The sequence below is a fragment of the Streptomyces sp. NPDC007095 genome, assembly GCF_040634475.1.
GTDB lineage: Bacteria > Actinomycetota > Actinomycetes > Streptomycetales > Streptomycetaceae > Streptomyces.
The window spans coordinates 1-20,450 of the sequence record NZ_JBEYFS010000021.1; the positions used below are offsets into that span (position 1 = coordinate 1).

19 protein-coding genes, 1 tRNA gene and 1 pseudogene are annotated in these 20,450 nt (G+C 70.4%); 13 read left to right on the forward strand and 8 right to left on the reverse strand.

Annotated features, from left to right (window positions below):
* Both ABZ656_RS10045 and ABZ656_RS10050 read right to left on the reverse strand, forming a co-directional pair.
* Positions 1 to 1,262, reverse strand: a pseudogene (locus tag ABZ656_RS10045) (hypothetical protein); the annotation flags it as partial.
* A 7-nt stretch (positions 1,263 to 1,269) separates the two neighbouring features.
* Positions 1,270 to 2,256, reverse strand: coding sequence for an SMI1/KNR4 family protein (locus ABZ656_RS10050; RefSeq protein ID WP_101404610.1), 987 nt, complete (start codon positions 2,254 to 2,256; stop codon positions 1,270 to 1,272).
* Between the two features lie 227 nt (positions 2,257 to 2,483).
* Here ABZ656_RS10050 and ABZ656_RS10055 point away from each other — a divergent pair, with 227 nt between their 5' ends.
* Together ABZ656_RS10055 and ABZ656_RS10060 are read left to right on the forward strand one after the other, a co-directional pair.
* A complete protein-coding gene (locus ABZ656_RS10055) occupies positions 2,484 to 2,993 on the forward strand; it encodes a YwqJ-related putative deaminase (protein WP_101404609.1) in 510 nt (169 codons plus the stop codon).
* A 77-nt stretch (positions 2,994 to 3,070) separates the two neighbouring features.
* On the forward strand, positions 3,071 to 3,604 hold the full coding sequence (locus tag ABZ656_RS10060) for an SUKH-3 domain-containing protein (RefSeq protein ID WP_101404608.1): 534 nt from the start codon (positions 3,071 to 3,073) through the stop codon (positions 3,602 to 3,604).
* 212 nt (positions 3,605 to 3,816) lie between these two features.
* On the opposite strand, the gene ABZ656_RS10065 is transcribed toward ABZ656_RS10060, so the two are convergent.
* A complete protein-coding gene (locus ABZ656_RS10065; protein WP_360266330.1) occupies positions 3,817 to 5,124 on the reverse strand; it encodes a histidine kinase in 1,308 nt (435 codons plus the stop codon).
* 167 nt (positions 5,125 to 5,291) lie between these two features.
* On the opposite strand from ABZ656_RS10065, the gene ABZ656_RS10070 reads away from it, so the two are divergent.
* The 7 genes from ABZ656_RS10070 to ABZ656_RS10100 all read left to right on the forward strand — a co-directional run bounded on the left by ABZ656_RS10070 (position 5,292) and on the right by ABZ656_RS10100 (position 11,034).
* The gene (locus ABZ656_RS10070) at positions 5,292 to 6,149 is read left to right on the forward strand and encodes a hypothetical protein (RefSeq protein WP_360266333.1); all 858 of its coding nucleotides are present in this window, start codon (positions 5,292 to 5,294) and stop codon (positions 6,147 to 6,149) included.
* A gap of 27 nt (positions 6,150 to 6,176) precedes the next feature.
* Positions 6,177 to 6,248: transfer RNA gene (locus tag ABZ656_RS10075), tRNA-Gln, on the forward strand.
* Positions 6,249 to 6,366: 118 nt separating this feature from the next.
* Positions 6,367 to 7,815, forward strand: coding sequence for a bifunctional UDP-N-acetylglucosamine diphosphorylase/glucosamine-1-phosphate N-acetyltransferase GlmU (gene glmU / locus ABZ656_RS10080; protein WP_360266336.1), 1,449 nt, complete (start codon positions 6,367 to 6,369; stop codon positions 7,813 to 7,815).
* 149 nt (positions 7,816 to 7,964) lie between these two features.
* On the forward strand, positions 7,965 to 8,939 hold the full coding sequence (locus tag ABZ656_RS10085) for a ribose-phosphate diphosphokinase (RefSeq protein ID WP_101404605.1): 975 nt from the start codon (positions 7,965 to 7,967) through the stop codon (positions 8,937 to 8,939).
* Between the two features lie 207 nt (positions 8,940 to 9,146).
* The gene (locus tag ABZ656_RS10090; protein WP_101404604.1) at positions 9,147 to 9,737 is read left to right on the forward strand and encodes a 50S ribosomal protein L25/general stress protein Ctc; all 591 of its coding nucleotides are present in this window, start codon (positions 9,147 to 9,149) and stop codon (positions 9,735 to 9,737) included.
* 82 nt (positions 9,738 to 9,819) lie between these two features.
* Positions 9,820 to 10,431 (forward strand): aminoacyl-tRNA hydrolase, encoded by a 612-nt coding sequence (gene pth, locus ABZ656_RS10095; RefSeq protein WP_101404603.1) that lies wholly within the window; start codon positions 9,820 to 9,822, stop codon positions 10,429 to 10,431.
* A 105-nt stretch (positions 10,432 to 10,536) separates the two neighbouring features.
* Positions 10,537 to 11,034, forward strand: a complete 498-nt coding sequence (locus ABZ656_RS10100) for a hypothetical protein (RefSeq protein WP_360266341.1) — start codon at positions 10,537 to 10,539, stop codon at positions 11,032 to 11,034.
* 108 nt (positions 11,035 to 11,142) lie between these two features.
* Here the strand turns inward: ABZ656_RS10100 and ppc are convergent, their stop codons facing one another.
* On the reverse strand, positions 11,143 to 13,875 hold the full coding sequence (gene ppc, locus ABZ656_RS10105; RefSeq protein ID WP_101404601.1) for a phosphoenolpyruvate carboxylase: 2,733 nt from the start codon (positions 13,873 to 13,875) through the stop codon (positions 11,143 to 11,145).
* 340 nt (positions 13,876 to 14,215) lie between these two features.
* Between ppc and ABZ656_RS10110 the strand changes: the two genes are divergently transcribed.
* Positions 14,216 to 15,226, forward strand: a complete 1,011-nt coding sequence (locus ABZ656_RS10110; RefSeq protein WP_101408041.1) for a fatty acid desaturase — start codon at positions 14,216 to 14,218, stop codon at positions 15,224 to 15,226.
* Positions 15,223 to 15,903: a TetR/AcrR family transcriptional regulator gene (locus tag ABZ656_RS10115; protein ID WP_054233024.1), complete on the forward strand. Its 681-nt coding sequence runs from the start codon at positions 15,223 to 15,225 to the stop codon at positions 15,901 to 15,903. The genes ABZ656_RS10110 and ABZ656_RS10115 overlap by 4 nt, the downstream gene beginning before the upstream one ends.
* Here ABZ656_RS10115 and ABZ656_RS10120 read toward each other — a convergent pair.
* Positions 15,900 to 16,337: a glyoxalase gene (locus tag ABZ656_RS10120; protein WP_360266345.1), complete on the reverse strand. Its 438-nt coding sequence runs from the start codon at positions 16,335 to 16,337 to the stop codon at positions 15,900 to 15,902. The genes ABZ656_RS10115 and ABZ656_RS10120 overlap by 4 nt on opposite strands.
* 4 nt (positions 16,338 to 16,341) lie before the next feature.
* Entirely contained in the window at positions 16,342 to 17,151 is an 810-nt protein-coding gene (locus tag ABZ656_RS10125; protein ID WP_360266348.1) for a trans-aconitate 2-methyltransferase, read from the reverse strand.
* 89 nt (positions 17,152 to 17,240) lie between these two features.
* On the opposite strand from ABZ656_RS10125, the gene tamR reads away from it, so the two are divergent.
* Positions 17,241 to 17,738: a MarR family transcriptional regulator TamR gene (gene tamR, locus ABZ656_RS10130; protein WP_054233026.1), complete on the forward strand. Its 498-nt coding sequence runs from the start codon at positions 17,241 to 17,243 to the stop codon at positions 17,736 to 17,738.
* Here tamR and ABZ656_RS10135 read toward each other — a convergent pair.
* A complete protein-coding gene (locus tag ABZ656_RS10135; RefSeq protein WP_054233027.1) occupies positions 17,697 to 18,464 on the reverse strand; it encodes a response regulator transcription factor in 768 nt (255 codons plus the stop codon). The two genes, tamR and ABZ656_RS10135, sit on opposite strands and share 42 nt — an antisense overlap.
* Positions 18,465 to 18,720: 256 nt before the next feature.
* Between ABZ656_RS10135 and ABZ656_RS10140 the strand changes: the two genes are divergently transcribed.
* Entirely contained in the window at positions 18,721 to 19,176 is a 456-nt protein-coding gene (locus ABZ656_RS10140) for a GNAT family N-acetyltransferase (RefSeq protein WP_180362465.1), read from the forward strand.
* 131 nt (positions 19,177 to 19,307) lie between these two features.
* Here the strand turns inward: ABZ656_RS10140 and galK are convergent, their stop codons facing one another.
* Positions 19,308 to 20,450 carry a galactokinase gene (galK, locus tag ABZ656_RS10145; RefSeq protein ID WP_101404597.1) on the reverse strand — a complete coding sequence of 381 codons (1,143 nt, stop codon included), beginning with the start codon at positions 20,448 to 20,450 and terminating at the stop codon, positions 19,308 to 19,310.

Below are 20,450 nucleotides of genomic sequence, written 5' to 3' on the forward strand. Positions count from 1 at the left end.
TGCTGTGGAACAACCCCGAACTCGCCGAAGCCAACCAGGAGTTCTCGGCCAAGGTGGCCCCTCGGCGGCGCCTGCGCCTTGCTGGTCGCGGCGTCGGCGATGTCACCGGCGTTCGGCGGCAGCGGCCGCGGCGGCGCGACGGGGGCCTGCCGCTGCGGGTACCCGTACCCGGGCGCACCGGGCGGGGGCGTGCCCTGCGGACCGCCCGGAGGCGGAGGGGGAGGAGAAGGCGTCCCGGGAGCACCGCCGGACCCTTGCGGGTAGCCGTACGCGGCCGGCGGTCCAGAAGGAGGCGTGCCCTGCGGAAGACCAGGGGCCGGCACACCCGGAGCGCCAGGGGCCGGCACACCCGGCGGCGGGCCCGGCATGCCCGGTGCACCCGGGCCGGCCTGCGGGTGGCCGTACGACGGCGGGGCCGCGGGAGCGTCGACCGCGGGCGCCTGCGCCGTGCGCGGGAGTTGGCTGCCGCCGGACATCAGAGCCGTCTTGGCGTCCGGGGTCACACCGGGCGGCGTACCCGGACCCGCCTTGTCGTCGACGTCGGTCAGCGGCGGCGCGAACACGGTCGCCGGCAGCGGCACGGAACGGTCCTCGCCCCCGTCCCCGGCGGTGTCCGTCCCCGCCCACGGAGTCGCCGAAGCGGGAACGCCCGGCGCCCCCACGGCATCCCGCGGACCCGCGTCCCGCTCGTCACCGGCCGCGGCGGCGGGCCACGGCGGCGGCGCGTCCGAAGGAGAGGAAGAGGGGGAAGAGGGGGAAGAGGAGGAAGAAGGGGCAGGGGGAGAAGAGGGGGAAGGCGTCGTCGAACCACCGGCCGCGGAAGCCCCGTTGGCGTGGGGGCCCGCACCGTTCGCACCGCCGGACGTCGCACCCGCCCGCCGATCCGGAATGCCCAGCTTGTCCGCCGCCTCCTGCAACCACTCCGGAGGGCTCAGCAAGAACGACGTCTGGTTCAGATCGACCCGGGCCGGAGGCGCCGGAGCCGCTTCCGGGGCCGCCTGCGGCATCCCGTACTCCTCCTCGTACCGGCGGATCACCTCACCGACCGGCAGTCCGGGCCAGAGCGTCGCCTCCCCGCTGTCCCGCGCGATGACGAGCCGCTGCGCGCCGCCGTCGGAACGCGGACCGTCGACGCGGTCCTCGGCCCACACCACGAACCCGAGTTCGAACTCCCGCACCCGCACCTCACGGTGCTGGTACCCGGGCACCTCGCCGTTGATCCACTCTTCCGCGCGCTCCTGCGCCTGCGCGAAGGTCACCATCGGACGTTCACTCCCCCAGGGAAGAGACGGGAACGGCGCGCGCGAAGCCACCGTCCACCATCAGGTTCGCCACCGTCGCCAACTCCGGCGGATTGCCCGCGAGCCGGGACAGGAACTGGTCGAAGTCGGCACCGCAGGGCAGCAACAGCCGCTGCACACGCTCGGCCGGCGGCCAGGCGTCCTGGTCGCGGGCATCGTCGTACGCGCAGAACCAGACCGACCCGATCGCATCGCCCTTCACCTTGACGGCGAGCAGGCCGCCCTGCACGAATCCGACGCACAGATAGTCCTTGGTCAGATGGTCGCGCAGGCACTTGTTGATGTAGACGAGGTCGTTCACGGCGGCCTCCTCGCGCACCGTGAAGAACGGCTGGTCCACCAGCAGACCCAGCTCCGCGTCGAGCGCGGCACCGACCGGCGCGCACCCGCCCGCGGCCTTCAGGAAGGACCGATAGGCACCCGGCAGCCGATAGCCGAGATCCTCCTCGACCCCGAGCACCTGCTGCTCGCTCACCGCGACCGACGACTTCGGCAGCCCGAAGTGCGCGGGCCGCGTGTCCTGCAACGGCCGCGTCCCCCGCTTACCGTGATCGACGGCCGCCGTCGCGATACCGCCGTGATGCCGCAACAGCGCCTTGACCTCCACGGGGACGAGCTCCAGGCGCCGCGTGCCCCGCACGTGGTGCCAGGTCCAGCCGTGCGGAGTGGCCACGGGCAAAATCGTGTCCCACAGGTCGTGCCCCGAGGCGGCGAGCGCGGCGTTCGCCGACACATAGTCCGTCAACCGCAGTTCGTCCACGCCGAAACCCTCCGGGGGTTCGGCGATCTCCGCGGCGGCACGCGCGTACGGCGAGAAGTCGGGGTAGCCGTGCGCGTCGACCCGTACACCTCTGGGGTGGCGAGTGGCCCGGACCGGATCCGGGAAATGCACGACCTGCCCGGCGTAGGCCGCGTTCGGCGGCGCGGCTTGCTGCCCGAGCCGACCTGTCGTCATGGCGGTTGCCCCCTGCGGCGTTCTCAATAGCTGTATGGATCGCGGATATCGACAGCCTATGCGGTTGGAAGACACCGGTCACCGGGCCTCCGGTTCCGTGACCTGCCGTCACCCCGCCGTGACGGTACGACGAAGCCCGGGCGTGTCGCACGCCCCAGCTTCCGCACCCGCCACGCCATTTGGCAGTCTGTAGCCGCATCGGGGGATGCACGGGAGGGAAAACGATCATGAACGCGACACATACGGGCACGTCCGGGGACCCGCGGGTCGGCTGGAGCAGCGCCGAGGCAGCCCACGCACCCACCCTCCTGCACCGCCGCGACGGCATACTTCCCACCGTCGCCGCCGCCCTCTCCGTGCGCGGAGCCACCCTCACCGGCACCGCCGCCCGCGGCGACCAGCCGCCCGCCCTTCACCCGCTGGTCCAGGACTTCCTCGACACCCTCACCAGCGCGCAACGCGACCGCTACACCGGCCGCTGCGCCGAGGCGATCCTCATCTCCCGGCACATCACCACCGTCGACGCCACCCGCAGCAAACGCGCCGCCCGCAAGCCGATGACCAACGGCGAGGCACGCAAGGCCCTCAGACAGGCCAAACTCACCGCACGCCGCATCCGCGAGGACGGCGACCCGCTGCACGGCAGCTTCGCCGCACCCTGCCGCGCCTGCACGGCGCTCAGCGACCACTTCGGCGTCCGCGTCGTCGACCCGACGGCGACGACCGGCGGCTCCTGAACTCCCCCATCCCCGCATACGTACGACGGCGCCCCGCCAGCGCACCGATGTCCCGACCCTCGACGAACGAAGGGCAGATGCACGCCGACCGCTCCTCCTCCCCCAAGCTCTCGGCTCCGCCCGAGCAGGGGGGACCCTCATCACGCTTCTCCGCACCCGTGGACGCCGCGCTGCGCTCCGCGGGCTGGCAGCCCGGGCGCTGGGACATAAAGCAGGCCGAGTACTGGGCCGACGCGCTACGGGGACACGAGTCGTCCGCGGGGCACCGGCACGCCGTGTTCCCCGCGGCGGTGGAGGCATGGGCGGAATTCGGCGGACTGCGCGTGAAGCCCTCCGGACCCGGCCGCCAGCTCGCCCCCACCGCACTCCACTTCGACCCCCTGCACGGCCTCCACATGGCCCGCACCCTCGGCGACCTCGGCCGCGCCCTGGACACCGAGGTCTGCCCTCTCGGCGAGGAGGCCGACTCCCGCGCCCTGCTCGCCATCGACTCCGAGGGCCGCGTCTACGCACTCGACCACACCGGCGACTGGTACCTGGGCCCCGAGATCGACACCGCCCTCACCACCCTCCTGTCAGGCATCGCCCCGGTCCGCCTGACAGTCGGCTGACCGCGGGAAGGCTCCTCCACTGCGGGCGGGCGGGGGGGCTGAGCGCGCAGTTCCCCGCGCCCCTGAGGGCGGGGCTGCGCCCCGGCCCCCTGCAGCGGGCTGAACGGGCCTCGCTCTCAGACACCGGCCGGGCTGGAGGCTTTCAGGGGCGCGGGGAACTGCGCGACCAGCCCCCACCCACCCGCAGCCAGCGACCGCGCACCCCGGAGGGCCTACGCCGGGATCACCGCCGACACCCGGAACCCACCCGAATCCGTCGGCCCGGACACGAACACTCCCCCCAGCGCGGCAACCCGTTCCTTCATCCCCACCAGACCGTTACCACCACTGGGCAGATGCATGGCCGACGCCGACCCCGGCTCCGGCGGACACTCGTTCTCGACCTGCATCGCGATCTCCGCGTCCCGATGAGCGAGCCGGACATACGTCTTCGCCCCCGCCGCATGCTTGTGCACGTTGGTCAGAGCCTCCTGAACCACCCGGTACGCCGTCTGCTCGATCTCCGCCGCGTACCCCCGGCTGTCACCCTCCACCGAGAGATCCACCACCATCCCCGCAGCCGCCGACTGCCCGACCAACTCGTCCAGCTCGGCAAGACTCGGCCCCTCGGCCCCGTCATCGACCGCCCGCGAGGCCGCCGCCGCGGCCGCCACCCCCACGGCCGCCAACGGCACCGCCCGCACCCGCACGGACGACAACCCGTCCCCCGTACGCAGCACACCCAACATCTCGCGCAACTCCGTCAACGCCTGCCGCCCCATGTCCCCCACCAGCGCGGCGTTCTTCACGGCCTTCTCGGGATCCTTCCGCGCCACGGCCTGCAGCGCCGCCGCGTGCACCACCATCAACGACACCCGGTGCGCCACCACGTCGTGCATCTCACGCGCGATCCGCGTCCGCTCCTCGTTGCGCGCCCACTCCGCCCGCTCCTCGGCCCGCTCGGCGAGCAGCTGCAACTCCCGCTCCAACGAGTCCGCCCGCTCCCGCAAGCTCTCCATCAGCCGCCGCCGCGCCCCTACGTACAGCCCGAGCAGGACGGGCGGCGCGGTCATCCCGATCGCGGTCGTGATGGAGACGAACGGAACGAACCAGTCCCCCATCGTCACGTCCCCACGCACCATGCCCTGGTGCGCCCGTACGAACGTGACGATCAGCATCCCCGCGAAGGACATTCCCGCGAGCGCCCCGATGATCCGGCGCGGCAGTTCGGACGCGGCCAGCGTGTACAGCCCGACGAGTCCCATCAGGAACCCCATCTGGGCGGGCGTGATGGCGATCGACACCAGCACGACCGCGATCGGCCAGCGGCGGCGCAACAACAGCACGGAGCCGGCGACCAGCCCGAAACCCACGCCCACCGGAACCGGCAGGCCCGCGTCGCGCGCGAACGGAATCCCCTCGATCGCGCACTCCACCGCCGACGCCGACGCGAGGCTCGCGTCCAACACGGCACTACGCCATCTGACCCACCACCACGGCCCGGTACCGGCCGCGGTGTGCTCTTCCCCCGTCGTGGTCATGCGTCCAGCCTACGTTCGCACCCCGCCCCATTTCCGGTGACTTTCACCTCCTGGCCTACACCACTCTCCGCAATCGAACAGAAGCGAAACCCACCGGTATCCCTCGAACTGCTGATTCGCTCACCGTTCGCCCCCGGAAGATCACATTCCGCCCGGACGGTATGCCCGTGGCACATCCACAGAACAAGTACGCGGATTTCGACGGCTTGCGCGAACGAGCGATCGCGCTGCGCCGGGCGGGACTCAGCCTCCGCCAGATCCGGGACGAAGTTCAGGTCCACAACAAGGAGACCCTCCAACGCCTCGTCACGGGCGAGCCGCCCCCGGAGTGGACGAAGCGCCCGAACGCGAAGGACGACCTGCGGGACAGGGCTCGTGAGCTGCGGGGACAGGGCTGGACGTACAACGAGATCCAGGCGGAGCTGGGCTGCTCGAAGAGTTCGGTTTCGCTGTGGGTGCGGGATCTTCCCCACCCGGAACCCCGTTGCACCCCGGAGGAACAGCGAGCCCGCATGAACGCGGGGCTCGCACGACTGCGCGCCGAGCAGGAACGGGTACGCGAGGAGACCAAGCGAGCGGCGGCCGCAGCCATCGGGAAACTCACCGATCGCGAAGTGTTCCTCGCGGGCGTCGGCTTGCACTGGGCCGAGGGCGCCAAGGACGAGCCGTACAGCCGCCGCGAACAAGTTCTCCTCGTCAACAGCGACCCAGGGATGATCTCCGTCTTCCTCGCCTGGCTCGATCTACTCCAGGCAGAACGGGAACGCCTGCGCTTCCGCGTCATGATCCACGAGTCCGCCGACGTGTCCGCCGCCGAGCGCTACTGGGCGGATCACGTCGGGGCGGACGACAGCTCCTTCAACAAGAGCACACTCAAGAAACACAACCCGAAAACGGTCCGCAAGAACGTCGGCGACAACTACAGGGGGTGCCTCGTGATCCACGTTCTCCAGAGCGCCGATCTGTACCGTCGCATCGAGGGCGCCTGGTACGGCATAGTGTTGGGTGCTGACTCGGCGACCTGACCTAATGTCCGGTTTAGTCGAGTTTCATCCCCCGTGGTGTAATTGGCAGCACTGTGGCTTTTGGTGCCATCTGTCCGGGTTCAAGTCCTGGCGGGGGAGCAATGCGCAACTGGGGCCCTGACAGCACTGTCAGGGCCCGCTCTCATGTCCCCCCTGAAACGCCCCGGTATCCTGCGGATGTCCACACCCCAGCCATCCGAAGCCGAAGGGCATATCCGTGAGCGTCAATCCTCCGGCAGCCGTCGTCGTTCTCGCAGCGGGTGAGGGCACCCGTATGAAGTCGGCCACACCCAAGGTCCTGCACGAACTGTGCGGCCGCTCCCTGGTCGGCCATGTGCTCGCGGCCGCACGCGCGTTGGAGCCCGAGAACCTGGTCGCCGTGGTGGGTCACGCCCGCGAGAAGGTCACCGCGCACCTCGCCGAGATCGACCCCGGCGTACGGACGGCCGTACAGGCCGAACAGAACGGCACCGGCCACGCCGTACGGATGGGCCTGGAGGAGCTGGGCGGCGTCGTCGACGGCACCGTCGTCGTGGTCTGCGGCGACACCCCGCTGCTCAGCGGCGGGACCCTGCGGCAGCTCGCCGCCACCCACACCGCCGACGGCAACGCCGTCACCGTGCTCACCGCCGAGGTCCCCGACGCCACCGGCTACGGCCGCATCGTGCGGGACGGCGCCAGCGGCGCGGTCACCGCGATCGTCGAGCACAAGGACGCGAACGAGTCGCAGCGCGCGATCCGTGAGATCAACTCCGGGGTCTTCGCCTTCGACGGGCAGCTCCTCGCGGACGCGCTCGGGAAGGTGCGGACGGACAACAGCCAGGGCGAGGAGTACCTGACCGACGTCCTCGGGATCCTGCGCGAGGCCGGGCACCGGGTCGGGGCGGCCGTCGCCGGCGACCACCGCGAGATCGCCGGCATCAACAACCGCGTCCAGCTCGCCGAGGCCCGCCGCATCCTCAACGACCGGCTGCTCACCGAGGCCATGCTCGCCGGAGTGACCGTCGTCGACCCCGCCTCGACCTGGATCGACGTGACCGTCACCTTCGAGCAGGACGCGATCGTCCACCCGGGCACCCAGCTCCAGGGCACCACGCACCTCGCCGAGGGCGCCGAGGTCGGCCCCAACTCCCGCCTCAAGGACACCACGGTGGGCGCGGGGGCCCGCGTCGACAACACCGTCGCCGACGGCGCCGAGGTCGGGCCGCAGGCGATCGTGGGCCCGTTCGCGTATCTCCGTCCGGGCACACGCCTCGGCCTGAAGGCCAAGATCGGCACGTACGTGGAGACGAAGAACGCCACGATCGGCGAGGGCACCAAGATCCCGCACCTGTCCTACGTGGGCGACGCGACGATCGGCGAGTACTCGAACATCGGTGCGGCGAGCGTCTTCGTGAACTACGACGGACAGGAGAAGCACCACACCACCGTGGGCTCCCACTGCCGTACCGGTTCGGACAACATGTTTGTGGCTCCTGTCACGGTCGGGGACGGCGCGTACACCGCTGCGGGCTCCGTGATCACCAAGGACGTACCACCCGGTTCACTGGCCGTGGCCCGTGGCCAGCAGCGGAATATCGAGGGTTGGGTGGCCCGCAAGCGTCCCGGAAGCGCGGCCGCGAAGGCGGCGGAGACGGCCTCCCGGGAGCCGGAGGGCGAAGCCTGACCGGAAACAGGTACGTCTGACACGGCGTACCGTGATAAATGCACACCCGCATAAATGCGCACCCGCACCCCCAGCTGAGAAGGCTTCTCGCGCTCCAGTTGAGAAGAGTCCTCATGCCCCAGCTGAGACACCTCTGAGGAGACAGTGCTGTGACCGGGTTCAAGACGACCGGCGAGAAGAAGATGATGTTCTTCTCCGGCCGCGCCCACCCCGAGCTTGCCGAGGAGGTCGCCCATAAGCTGGGTGTCGGGGTTGTCCCGACGAAGGCCTTCGACTTCGCCAACGGTGAGATCTACGTCCGCTACCAGGAGTCCGCGCGCGGCGCCGACTGCTTCCTGATGCAGAGCCACACGGCTCCCATCAACAAGTGGATCATGGAGCAGTTGATCATGATCGACGCTCTGAAGCGGGCCTCCGCGCGGAGCATCACCGTGATCGTGCCCTTCTACGGTTACGCGCGACAGGACAAGAAGCACCGAGGACGTGAACCGATCTCGGCGCGCCTGATCGCCGACCTGATGAAGACGGCGGGCGCCGACCGGATCCTCACGGTCGACCTGCACACCGACCAGATCCAGGGCTTCTTCGACGGTCCGGTCGACCACCTCTTCGCGCTGCCGATCCTGGCGGACTACGTGGGGGCGAAGGTCGACAAGTCGAAGCTCACCGTCGTCTCCCCGGACGCCGGCCGGGTGCGCGTCGCCGACCGCTGGTGCGACCGCCTGGACGCCCCGCTGGCGATCGTGCACAAGCGCCGCGACAAGGACATCGCCAACCAGGTCACCGTCCACGAGGTCGTCGGTGACGTGAAGGGCCGGGTCTGTGTCCTCGTCGACGACATGATCGACACCGGTGGCACGATCTGCGCCGCCGCCGACGCCCTCTTCGCGCACGGCGCGGAGGACGTCATCGTCACGGCCACGCACGGTGTGCTCTCCGGCCCGGCGGCCGACCGTCTGAAGAACTCCAAGGTCAGCGAGTTCGTCTTCACGGACACCCTGCCGACCCCGGGCGAGCTGGAGCTCGACAAGATCACGGTCCTGTCGATCGCGCCGACGATCGCCAACGCGGTCCGCGAGGTCTTCGAGGACGGCTCGGTGACGAGCCTGTTCGAGGAGCAGTAAGAGGACCGGCAGAGGGCCGGTGGACGGTCCTCGCATAGATCGATTTCTGGTACGGCCTTCCCGCCCAGTAAGCTGTCACAGTTGCTCGGCGAGGGAGGCCGTACCGCTTGAAAAGGCGTGTGCGGCGGTCCGTTATCGACGCGCTCTTCGTAGCAGGCCGATTGTTTGGCCGGGTGACCCCCTTCCCCAGATCTACGAGGAGTGCACATGTCCGAGATCAAGCTCGCCGCCGAGACCCGTACCGAGTTCGGCAAGGGCGCCGCCCGCCGCATCCGCCGTGACAGCAAGGTTCCCGCCGTGGTCTACGGCCACGGTGCCGAGCCCGTCCACATCACGCTGCCGGGCCACGAGCTGCTGCTCGCCCTGCGCACCCCGAACGTCCTGCTCTCCCTGGACATCGAGGGCAAGACCCAGCTGGCGATCCCGAAGGCCGTCCAGCGCGACGCCATCAAGGGCTTCCTCGAGCACGTCGACCTGCTCCTCGTGAAGCGCGGCGAGAAGGTCACCGTCGAGGTCTTCGTGCAGACCGAGGGCGAGCTCGCCCCGGGCAGCTTCCTGCTCGAGCACGTGCTGAACACCCTCACGGTCGAGGCCGAGGCCACCCACATCCCGGAGTCGGTCACCGTCTCCATCGCGGGCCTGGAGGCCGGTGCCTCCATCCACGCCAAGGACATCCCGCTGCCCAAGGGCACCACGCTGGCGATCGACGAGGACGCGGTCGTCCTTCAGGTCCTGTCCGCCCAGGCGGAGGAGCCGACCGAGGGCGAGGCCGCGGGCGAAGCGGCCGCCGAGGCCTGATCGGCCTGATTCCCCCCGGAATCTTCATCTGTGTCAGCCGCCGCTCCTCCCAGGAGCGGCGGCTGCCGCGTATCAAGGACACATGGGAGACACCGACGTGACGACCGATGCGGGCGCCCCCTGGCTGATCGTGGGCCTCGGCAACCCCGGCCCCGAGTACGCCATGAACCGGCACAACGTGGGCTTCATGGTGGCCGACCTGCTGGCGGAGCGGATCGGCGGGAGGTTCAAGCGGGCCGGCAAGGCGCAGGCGCAGGTGATCGAGGGGCGTATCGGCCCGCCGGGTCCGGCGAACCGCCGGGTGATCCTGGCCAAGCCGATGTCGTACATGAACCTGTCCGGCGGCCCGGTGACCGCGCTGCGGGACTTCTACAAGGTACCGACGGCGAACATCGTCGCGATCCATGACGAGCTGGACATCGACTACGGCGTCCTGCGCCTGAAGCTCGGCGGTGGCGACAACGGCCACAACGGGCTGAAGTCGATGACGAAGGCGATGGGCTCCGACTACCACCGGGTGCGGTTCGGCATCGGGCGTCCTCCGGGGCGGATGCAGGTCGCCGACTTCGTCCTGAAGGACTTCTCCTCGGCGGAGCGCAAGGAACTCGGCTACCTCGTGGACCGGGCCTCGGACGCCGTGGAGTGCCTCGTCATCGAGGGGCTGGAGCGGGCGCAGGGCACGTACAACTCCTGAGCGGTTCCCGGGAGCGGTCGATGTACGCGTACAACTGCCGACTTGTCGCCCACCGGAACCGGCCGGAGTTGACCGGGCGCGCAGCCATGGCCAAGGATCGCCGCCATGCCTGCCCTCGCCGCACATCGAGGCTCCCGTCGGAGCGCACATCCGGCGCTGCGGTTCGGGCGGCTCGCGGCGATGGGCACGGTCGCGGTGCTGATCCTGATCGCCGGCGTCTGGGGTTCCTGGGGTACGGCCCAGCACGTGATGCTGAGCAAGGGCCGGGAGCAGGGGACGATGACCGTGACCGAGTGCTCCGGCGATGTCTGCACCGGGACGTACGCCCCGACCTCGACGGGGTCCAGGGCGCGGGCACGCGTCACCATCGACGAGGCGGTCGCGGTGCGCAAGGGCCGGACGTACACGGTGACCGTGAAGCCCGGGAGCAGTGATGTCGTCCGTAGCGGTCCGGCGGGCGTTCTCTACGCCTGGGTCCCGCTGGGCGGCGCTCTGTTGCTCGCCTCGGTGGTGGTGGCGGGGGGCCTGCGGCTGCGGCGGGCGGCGTGGGTGCTGGGGGGGGCGGGGATCGCGCAGCTGACGGCCACGTTCCTGTTCCTGTGACCTGTTCTTGATGTGACGGGTGCCGGAAATGTGGGGTGCCGGAAATGTGGGGTGCCCCGCGTTCGTACGAACGCGGGGCACCCTTTTTTTGCGTGAGTCCCGCAGGTGTCAGCCGGTGTTGCGCAGTCCGGCCGCCACTCCGTTGACCGTCAGGAGCAGTGCGCGCGAGAGCAGCGGGTCCGGCTCGGCGCCGGCCGCGGCCTCGTCGCGCTGGCGCTTGAGGAGTGCGACCTGGAGGTAGGAGATCGGGTCCAGGTAGGCGTCGCGGATGGAGAAGGTCTGCTGGAGGACCGGGTTGGTGTCCAGGAGCTTCTTGCCGCCGGTGACGCGCAGTACCTCGCGGACGGTCAGCTCGTGTTCGGCCTCGATGGTGGCGAAGACGTGCTTGAGTTCGTCGGGGACGAGGGTGTCGACGTAGTGGCGGGCGATCCGCAGGTCGGTCTTCGCGAGGGTCATCTCGACGTTGGAGATGAAGTTCTGGAAGAAGTGCCACTGCTCGTGCATCTCGTCGAGCACGGTGTCCAGGCCCGATTCGCGCAGGGCCTTGAGGCCGGAGCCGACGCCGAACCAGCCGGGCACGATCTGCCGTGACTGGGTCCAGCCGAAGACCCAGGGGATGGCCCTGAGGCCGTCGAGACCGGCGCCGCTGTCGGGGCGGCGGGAGGGCCGCGAGCCGAGGTGCAGGTCGGCGAGCTGGTCGACGGGCGTGGCGGCGAAGAAGTACGCCGGGAGGTCCGGGTCCTCGACGAGTCGCCGGTAGGCGTTGTGGGCGGCGTCCGAGACGACGTCCATGGCCGCGTCCCAGCGGGCCAGCGCCTCGTCGGACTGACGGGGGGCGGTGTGCAGGGCGGAGGCCTGGAGGGTGGCGGCGACCGTGAGTTCCAGGTTCTCGCGGGCGAGCGAGGGCACGAGGTACTTGTCGGAGATGACCTCGCCCTGCTCGGTCACCTTGATCTCGCCCTCCAGCGTGCCCCAGGGCTGCGCGAGGATCGCGTCGTGGGAGGGGCCGCCGCCGCGGCCGACGGTGCCGCCACGGCCGTGGAAGAGACGCAGGCGTACTCCGTAGCGGTGGGCGACGTCGCGCAGTCGGCGCTGGGCGCGGTGGATCTCCCACTGAGAGGTCGTGATGCCGCCGAACTTCGAGGAGTCGGAGTAGCCGAGCATGACCTCCTGGACGTCCCCGCGCAGCGCCACGAGGCGGCGGTAGGAGGGGTCGGAGAGCATGTCCTCGAGGATCGTGTCGGCGGCCTTCAGCTCGTCCGTCGTCTCCAGGAGCGGGACGATGCCGATCTTGGCCCAGCCGGCGTGCAGGTCGAGCAGGCCCGCCTCCCGTGCGAGTACGGCCGCGGCGAACACGTCGTCGGCGCCCTGGCACATCGAGATGATGTACGACTCGATGACCTCGGGTCCGAAGATCTCCAGGGCCTTCTTGACCGTCCCGAAGACACCGAGGGTCTTGGCACCGGCGGCGTCGAGGGGCGCGGGGGTCGGGGCGAGCGGGCGCCGGGAGCGGAGTTCCTTGGCGAGGAGCTTGGCGCGGTAGTCGCGGGGCATGTCGACGTAGCGCCAGGATTCCTCGCCGAGGCGGTCGAACAGCTGGCCGAGGGCGTGGTGGTGGGCGTCGGCGTGCTCGCGTACGTCCATGGTGGCGAGCTGGAGGCCGAAGGCGGCCAGGGTGCGGATGGTGCGGTTCATCCGGCCGTCGGCGAACAGCGCGCCGCGGTGCTCGCGCAGCGAGGTCTGGATGAGGGTGAGGTCGCGCAGGAGTTCGCCGGTGCCGAGGTAGTCGCGGCCGTCCTCGTGCGGGGTGCCCTTGGCGAGGCGCTGCTTGGTGTTCTCCAGCTTCTGCCGGATGCAGGTGGCCTTGAGCCGGTAGGGCTCCTCGGCGTTGAGGCGCTTGTAGCGGGGGCTGATCTCGGGGAGCCGCTCCAGGTCGGTCTGGAGGGATCCGAGGAGCTCGTCGGTGGCGCCGGTGTAGCGGATGGAGTTGGAGAGGAAGCCGCGGAGTTCGTCGATGACGTCCAGGGCGTCGTTGATGCCGTGTTCGTGCTGGAGGATCAGGACGTCCCAGGTGACGGCCGGGGTGACGTTCGGGTTGCCGTCGCGGTCGCCGCCGATCCAGGTGCCGAAGGTGAGCGGCCGGGTGTCGTCCGGGAGCTGCACGCCGACGCGCTCCAGCTCCGCGGTCAGGTCCTCCAGGACGTCGCCCACCGCGCCCGCGTGCAGCTCGTCGAGGTAGTAGATGGCATTGCGGGCCTCGTCCGCGGGCTCCGGGCGGACCACGCGCAGTTCGTCCGTCTGCCACACCAGGTCGATGTTCTCGGCCAGCCGGGTGTCGTAGCGGCGGCGGTCGGCCTCGATGACGGGGGTCTCGAGGAGCGCGGCGATACGGCGCAGCTTGTTGAGGACCGAACGGCGGGCGGCTTCCGTCGGGTGGGCGGTGAAGACCGGGCGAACGTTCAGGTTCTTGACGGTCTGCTTCAGGTGTTCGGGGTCGGCGTCCTTGAGCCGGTCCGCCGTTCGGGCGAGGAGTCCGCCCTCGGCGGCCCGCTTGGCGCGCAGCTCGCGGCCGCGGTGCACCTGCTCGGTGACATTCGCCAGATGGAAGTACGTGGAGAAGGCGCGGACCAGCTTGGCCGCGGTCTCCAGCTCGGTGCCGCGCAGCAGCTCGGCGGCTGCCTCGCCGTCCTCGCGGGTCAGGCGGCGGACCTTCTCGACCAGTTCCAGGAGCTCGGGGCCCTCCTGACGGACGAGGGTCTCACCGAGCAGGTCGCCCAGGCGGCGGATGTCGGCGCGCAGCTCGCTGCTGGTCGTCGTGGTCTGGTCGTCGGCACTGCTCACAGGTGCGGCTCCTTGCAGTGTGGAAGCTCGGCTGAAGAGTGTGGAAGCTCGTCTGAAGCTCGTCAGGGAGGGAACCCGGATGGCGGCCGCGCGGCGGGGTGCCGCTTAGGGACGTGGCATCCGGGAAGAAAACAGAACGGACCGCGCTGTCCGACCGAATCCAAGGATAGGTGTCCATGCGGACGCGCAGGCTGTTGGGCTCTTGCCGCCGGGCTGCGCGCTGCCATACTTACGACGCCGTAAGTTACGGATGCGTAGGGCCTCCCGTCAGCCGGCGGGAGGACTCTGGGATCCCGTACCCGGCCAACTCCCCCGCCCTCGAACCCCACAGGGGATGCTCATGCCCTCGAGTTCCGACGTGATCGACGACGCCCCGCGGTCGCACAACGACGCCTCGCTCCCCGCCGCCACGCTGGGTGGAGAGCGGAAGGGGTCACTCGAACAGATCACGCTGCTTCTCTTCATCGCTGTTCCGTTCGTAGCCCTTGTGGCAGCGGTGCCGCTGGCCTGGGGCCGGGGAGTGAGCTGGCTGGACATCGGCCTGCTGGTCTTCTTCTACTACCTGGGTTGCCACGGCGTCACGATCGGCTACCACCGCTACTTCACGCACGGCTCCTTCAAGGCGAAGCGCCCGCTGCGCATCGGGCTGGCGGTCGCCGGTTCGATGGCGGTCGAGGGCCCTGTGGTCCGCTGGGTCGCCGACCACCGCAAGCACCACAAGTTCTCCGACGCCGAGGGTGACCCCCACTCGCCGTGGCGCTACGGGGAGACGGTGCCGGCCCTGATGAAGGGCTTGTGGTGGGCGCACATCGGCTGGATGTTCGACGAGGAGCGGACCTCGCAGGAGAAGTACGCGCCGGACCTGATCAAGGATCCGGCGATCCGTGCGATCTCGCGCCAGTTCATCTACTGGACGGTGCTGTCCCTCGCCCTCCCCCCGCTGATCGGCGGTCTGGCGACGATGTCCTGGTGGGGCGCGTTCACCGGCTTCTTCTGGGGCTCGCTCGTGCGGGTGGCGCTGCTGCATCACGTCACCTGGTCGATCAACTCGATCTGTCACGCGGTGGGCAAGCGCCCCTTCAAGTCGCGGGACCGCTCGGGCAACGTGTGGTGGCTGGCCGTGCTCTCCTGCGGTGAGTCCTGGCACAACCTGCACCACGCCGACCCGACCTCGGCGCGGCACGGCGTACAGCGCGGCCAGGTCGACTCCTCGGCGCGGATCATCCGCTGGTGCGAGCAGCTCGGCTGGGCGTACGACGTGCGCTGGCCGTCACGCTCGCGTATCGATTCGAAGCGCAACACGGACGGGTCGGTCTCCCGGGGCAAGACGGAGACCGCTGAAGCGGCATGATTGACGGTGTGGCGACCGACTCCAGCAGCACCCCGAGCAGCAGTGAAAAGCCGCGGCGTGCGCGCCGCACCCGCATGACCGGTGCGGAGCGCCGTCAGCAGCTGCTGGAGATCGGTCGCACCCTGTTCGCGGCGAAGGGCTTCGAGGGGACGTCGGTGGAGGAGATCGCGGCGAAGGCCGGCGTCTCCAAACCGGTGGTCTACGAGCACTTCGGCGGCAAGGAGGGGCTGTACGCGGTGGTGGTGGACCGCGAGATGCGCCGTCTGCTGGACATGGTGACGGGCTCCCTCACCGCCGGTCACCCCCGCGAGCTGTGCGAACAGGCCGCGTTCGCCCTCCTGGACTACATCGAGGAGTACACGGACGGCTTCCGCATCCTGGTCCGCGATTCGCCCATCCCCCAGTCGACGGGTTCGTTCGCCTCGCTGATCTCGGACATCGCCACCCAGGTGGAGGACATCCTGGGCCGCGAGTTCAAGCTGCGCGGCTTCGACCCGAAACTGGCCCCCCTCTACGCCCAGGCTCTGGTCGGCATGGTCGCCCTGACGGGCCAGTGGTGGCTGGATGTCCGCAAGCCCCGCAAGGCGGAGGTGGCGGCCCATCTGGTGAACCTGGCCTGGCACGGCCTGGACGGTCTGGAGCCGAAGCCGCGTTTGATAGGGCATCGCAAGTCCTAGGACCCGAGCCGCTCCACGGACCCGAGCCGCTCCACGGACCCGAGCCGCTCCACGGACCCGAGCCGCTCCACGGACCCGAGCCGCTCCAGGAACTCCAGTCGGTTGCCGACGGGGTCCTCGGAGTAGAAGCGGCGGTGGCCGGGGAGGTTGTCGTCCCAGGTGACCTCGGCCTTGTGGGCCCGCAGGCGGGCGGCGAAGGCCTCGATGCCGGTGACGCGCAGCCCGGGGTGGGCCTTCTTCGCGGGCCGGAAGTCCTTCTCGATCCCCATGTGCAGCTGCACGGCCCCCGCCCGGAACCAGCAGCCGCCGCGGGCGGCGAGGACGGGCGGTTTGGGGATCTCGGTCATGCCGAGAACCTCGGCGTAGTACTCGCGCAGGAAGTCCTCCGAGCCGGGCGGGGCCGCGAGCTGGACGTGGTCGATGGCGGCGAGCATCCGCTCACGCTTCCTTGTGCGCCACGGCGAACAGGCGACGGAAGGGCAGCACCGTGCCGTACGGGGCCGTCGGATAGGCGTCGCGGAGCAGGTCGCGGTACTCGGTGACGAAGGCGTCGCGGGCCTGCGGGTCGTCGGCGAGGGCCGTCAGCACCGGGCGCAGCCCTGTGCCCTTCACCCAGTCCAGTACCGGATCCTCACCGGTCAGGATCTGCTCGTACGTCGTCTGCCAGACGTCCGTCTCGCAGCCGAGGCGGGCCAGCCGGTCCAGGTAGACCAGCGGTTCGTGGACGGAGTCCTCGTGTCGCAGGACGTCTTCGAGGCGGTCCTTCCAGCGGGCGGAGGCTGCGAGCTCACGCATCAGGGCGTGCAGGGGTGCGTCGATGTTGTCGGGGACCTGGAAGGCGAAGGTGCCGCCGGGCGCCAGCGCGGCGACCCAGTCGCGGAACCGCTCCAGATGCCCGGGCACCCAATGCAGCGCCGCGTTCGACACGATCAGGTCGTACGTCTCCGTAGGCGCCCAGGTCGCCGCGTCCGCGTGGGCGAAGTCGAGGTCTCCGCCGCCGGCCGTGGGGCCCGCGTACGGCTCGGTCCTGGCGAGCATCTCGGGGGAGTTGTCGTACCCGGTGATGCGCGCGGTGGGCCAGCGGTCGGCGAGGAGGACGGTCACGTTGCCGGGGCCGCAGCCGAGGTCGGCGATGCGGGGCGGGGTGCCGGGGAGGTCGGGGACCCGGGCGAGGAGGTCGGTGAACGGGCGGGCGCGGTGGCCGGCGTGGCGCAGGTACTGGGCGGGGTCCCAGGTGGGAGTGGTCATGTCTGCTACTTTCCCCTCACATGTATCTCGACGTCAAGAGACTTGATATCAAGAGACTTCATGTCGACACAACCACTACACTGATCGTCATGGAGGACGAGGTCGATCGGCTGGTCGCAGCATGGCGCCGGGAGCGCCCTGACCTCGACGTGGAACCGCTCGAGGTACTCAGCCGGGTGAGCAGGCTCGCCCGGCACCTGGACCGCGCCCGACGGCTGGCGTTCTCCGAGCACAGCCTGGAGCCCTGGGAGTTCGACGTGCTGACCGCACTGCGGCGCGCGGGCTCCCCGTACCAGCTCTCCCCCGGCCAGCTGCTCACGCAGACGCTCGTCACCTCCGGCACGATGACCAACCGCATCGACCGGCTGACGAAGAAGGGCCTGGTGGAGCGCCTCCCGGACCCGAGCGACCGCCGGGGCGTACTCGTGCGCCTCACGGACGAGGGACGGGACCGCGCCGACCAGGCGCTCGCCGGACTCCTCGACCAGGAGCGCGCGATCCTGGCCGAACTCAGCAAGGCGCAGCGCGGTGAACTCGCGTCCCTGCTACGCCAGCTGACCGCCCCGTTCGACAACATCCCCGGCTAGGTCGACGGGCCCGACCCCGGCCCGGCGGGCAAGGGCGACCGCGGCGAGCGTCGAGTGGACGCCCAACTTCCCCAGCACGTTCTGCATATGGGTACGGACGGTGTGCGGGGAGAGGAACAGCCTCTCCGCGACGGCCTTCCGCCCCAGCCCCGCGACCATGCACCGCAGCACTTCCCGCTCCCGCGGCGTGAGCGATTCGACCAGCCGCTCGCTCTCGGTGCGGTGCTTGCGCGCGGCGGTCAACTCCCGTAGTACGCCCGTGAGCAGGGCGGGCGGAAGATGCGTCTCGTCGCGCAGCACACCCCGTATGACGGTCAGGAGCCGCGACAGGGAACAGTCCTTGGCGACCCACCCCGAGGCGCCGGCCTGCAGTGCGAGGGCGGCGCGGCGCGGATCGTCCTTCTCGGCGAGCACGACGATGCGTACGCTCGGCTGTCCCGAACGGACGCCGGCGACGAGCGAGATGCCGTCGACGAGCCCGTCCTCGTTGCCCTCCTGGACCGGTACGGCAGGACGGGCGCCGGGCAGATTGCCGCCCAGGTCGGCGTCGACGAGCAGCACGTCGAACCTGCGGCCCTCCGCGGACGCCCGCTCCAGGCAGCGCAGCGCGGCCGGGCCGCTGCCGGCGGCGGACACGTCGACATCGGGCTCGGCGGCCAGGGCGGCGGCGAGCGACTCGGCGAAGATGCGGTGGTCGTCGACGACCAGGACACGGATGCGAACCACTGATACCCCCACTGGTCGGGGGACGGACCGGCGCAGGTACGACACCCGAAGTGATCCCGAGCCCGCTCGAACTCGGAAAACGGAGTGCCGCAGCCGCACGGCCGCCGCCGTGCTGGAACTGCTACCCCCACTTCGGGCGTCGTACCCGACTGTCTCGCCCCCTGATCAGCACCGGCCCCCACCGGCGCTGTTCACAGGGTACGACCGGGGGCGGGCAGCGGAAGGCAATTTGCAGAACTGATTGGCCAGCGCGTTTATGGTGAGCCGTATGTTTCGTATGGAGACAGGAGACGACAAAGACCGGCGTGATCTGCTCCGCCGGCGACTGCGCGACACGAACACAGCGGCGTCCCCGATCCTCCGCGCGCTGCGCGGCACCCCCGCCGAACGGGAACTTCCGCTCCACGTCTGGGTCTTGGACGCCGACGGGGCGCTCGCGGGCGGGCTCGTCGGTCACACCTGGACGACGTGGCTGCACGTGACGTACCTCTGGGTGGACGCCCCCCACCGCGGCGCGGGCCTCGGCGGCCGGCTCCTCGCCGAGGCCGAGCGTCTCGCCCACGAGGAACGCGGCTGCCGCAACTCCCGCCTGGAAACCTGGGACTTCCAGGCCCCCGAGTTCTACAAGAAACACGGCTACGAGGTGGTGTGCGTGATCCCCGACTATCCGCCGGGGGTCACGGAATACACCCTGACCAAACGCTTGCCCTGACCAGAACCCCCTCGCCTTCAAGCACCGGTCGACCCGAGGCCTTCAGGGGCGCGGGGCTGTCACATCATGCGGCTCCGCCGCGTGGGCGCGACCAGCCCCCACGACCCGCGGACGAAGAACGCACCCTGTGGTCAGCTCACTCGGCGAGCGCCGGCCGAAGGCACCGCCGGGAAGACCCGAGGAGCCGTATAACCGGCGGAGCCGAACGCCTCGGTCACCGCCTTCGTCACCGTGTCCACGTCCGCCGACTCCACCAGCACGATCGCCGAGCCACCGAAGCCGCCCCCCGTCATCCGCGCACCCAGCGCGCCCGCGGCGTTGGCCGTGGCGACCACGAGGTCCAGCTCCTCGCAGGAGATCCGCAGGTCGTCCCGGAGCGAGGCGTGCCCGTCCGTGAGGACCGGCCCGATGGCCCGGACGTCCCCGGCGTCCAGCAGCGCGATGACCCGCTCCACCCGGTGGTCGTCCGAGACGACGTGGCGGACGTACCGGCGTACGCGCTCGTCCGAGAGGCGCGCGAGCGCCGCGTCGAGCTCCTCGTACGCGACATCCCGCAGATGCGACACCCCGAGCTGTCGCGCGCCCTCCTCACACCCCTCGCGCCGCTCGGCGTACGCCCCGTCGCCCAGCGCGTGCTTCACCCGCGTGTCGACGACCAGCAACTCCAGCCCCAGGGAGGCCAGATCGAAGGGGACCTGCCGGATGGACAGATCGCGGCAGTCGAGGTGCAGGGCGTGCCCCTCGGTGCAGCACGCGGACGCCGTCTGGTCCATGATCCCGCAGGGCACGCCCACGAAGTCGTTCTCGGCGCGCTGGGCGAGGCGGGCCAGTTCGGGCCCGGTGAGGCCGAGCTCGTACAGGTCGTTGAGAGCGAGCGCCGTCACGACCTCCAGAGCCGCGGAGGAGGACAGGCCCGCCCCCGTCGGCACGGTCGAGGCGAGGTGCACGTCCGCGCCCGTCACCGCGTGTCCCGCCTCGCGCAGCGCCCACACCACGCCCGCCGGGTACGCGGCCCAGCTCGTGTTGGTCAGCGGCGCCAGCTCGTCGACGTGCAGTTCGACGACCGGGCCCTCGATGTCGGCGGAGTGCAGCCGCAGCACCCCGTCCGTGCGCCGCGACACCGCCGCCACCGCCGTGTGCGGCAGGGCGAGCGGCATCACGAACCCCTCGTTGAAGTCCGTGTACTCGCCGATCAGGTTGACCCGCCCGGGCGCCGCCCAGACGCCTTCCGGTGCGGTCCCGTACAGCTCTTCGAACCCCTCGCGTACGCCCAC